At 35.6% G+C, this 1,724-nt stretch carries 2 protein-coding genes; both read right to left on the bottom strand.

Features of this window, described 5'->3' with window-relative positions:
• Positions 1–136 precede the first annotated feature (136 nt).
• Positions 137–838 carry a DUF4276 family protein gene (locus PX484_RS20710; RefSeq protein WP_287766419.1) on the bottom strand — a complete coding sequence of 234 codons (702 nt, stop codon included), beginning with the start codon at positions 836–838 and terminating at the stop codon, positions 137–139.
• A 10-nt stretch (positions 839–848) separates the two neighbouring features.
• Positions 849–1,724 (bottom strand): AAA family ATPase (locus PX484_RS20705; RefSeq protein ID WP_288105330.1); only part of this gene is annotated, 876 nt, incomplete at its 5' end.

Raw genomic sequence — 1,724 nt, 5'->3', positions numbered from 1 at the left:
GTATTTTTAAAACCTAGAGCCAAACTAACTTTTGCACGGGAACCTGCACAGTTGCCATTCATGCCTTGATTCAGCAATGCCGAAAATTAACCATCTCTGCCATTACTTTAGAAAAATGGTATTAGCAAGGTCTTATTCACGTTTGATCAGGATTATCCTCTATATTGTTGACTTTCGTTAATTGTGGAAAAATATCTCGTACTGCCTTTTCAAATTTTTTGTAGGAAGACAAGGATTCTAATTTCGACAATTCGATTTTTGTACCAAGCGGTGAATATAAATCGTCAATTTTTAGTTTATTTCGATCCCGTTTAGTCATACCTTCTCTGGCTTTATTGATGGCATTTTTAATTGTTTCTTTCGGATTGCTAAAAGATTCGGGTTCTTTATCGATTGCTAACTCACTATCACTTTTATTTGTACACAATTCTTTTTTTAGTAATTCTTTGTCTGCTAATATCCAGGCTTCAGTCATTTGTATTGGAACGATAGCAACTAAATTTTTGCATAAGTCTCGCTCGTCTGATTTAATAGCATTAAAAGCCGGATCAATTCTTTCCTTAAATGCGTTTTCATCTGTTTTATCATCTGCGTCTGCATGGAAGCACAAAACCATTGCTCCCTTCTCCACCGCTTGAATTGCATATTTTTTAGCTTTTTCTCGGATATTTTCGCGAGAGATTTGTGAAAGACAAATTGGGTCAAAAATTTCTATTTCTTGTTCATCGTCAAAAGCAACTCTCTCGAAAGTGCGCTTAATAATATTCGGTAAAAATCTATGATCGGAACTGCCTTCTGTAGCTAAGGCAATAATTATTTGTTTGGGTTTTTTTGCCATCTTAATTGATTTACGTTAATTGGTTTTGTTGATTTTTAATATTTTTAATCGCACTTTCAGCATCAGCAGTTTTTAGATATTCGACAACTTCCGAGAGAGTTAGCTTGGCCTCATTTTCGGAGTAAAATAAGGTTAATTGCTTTTTATTCTCTTTGATAACAGGGTGAAAATTACTGCTTTTCATCTTAATTCGCTTCCCTTCAATAGTGGATATTATAGTGGTAAGTTGAGAAAGCCAAATGCTGACATTTTTATCATCTTGCCAATTAATTAATTGACTCACCAGAACCGGAGAATGAGTGTTCACTATTACTTGGCGTAAAGGCATTTCAGTATCTTCAAAATCGACAGTTAGCTCTTTTAATAATCTTGCCATTGCTTCAATACGAAAAGGATGAATGCCATTTTCTGGCTCTTCAAAACACAGTAATCCTGTGTGTTGTCGGTCGTATTGCAGGACACATAATGTTAATAAACGTAGGGTTCCTTCGGAAAGCACTCTTGAAGAAAACTCCCGACCATCATCACCTTTTACCTTGATAATAAATTGTCGATTTGCTTTGTCATCATAAACATTAACTTCTGTAAGATTCGGTAGCAGATTATTGAGATCACGGGAAATTGCTGTGAGGGTATATTCATCATCTTGTTTAATGCGAAATAAAGCAGCGGCTAAATTCTTTCCGCTTGCTGTTATTGTATCTCTGATGCCCATATCTTGACGAGTAGGTTCTCGCAGATCTTCGGGATTAAGCTGCATAAACTTCCAACTCAGCATTTCTTGTTTGGCGGCTAATATATGTCTAAAATCTATGGTATTAATGCTGCTTAAAACAGTTTGTGATGCGTTTTTTGCGGGAAATACTTTTTTATTCCCTTGTTGACC

This window comes from Microcystis sp. M49636_WE2 (assembly GCF_030065375.1).
Lineage (GTDB): Bacteria > Cyanobacteriota > Cyanobacteriia > Cyanobacteriales > Microcystaceae > Microcystis > Microcystis aeruginosa_C.
This window is presented reverse-complemented; position numbering and strand designations above follow the sequence as displayed.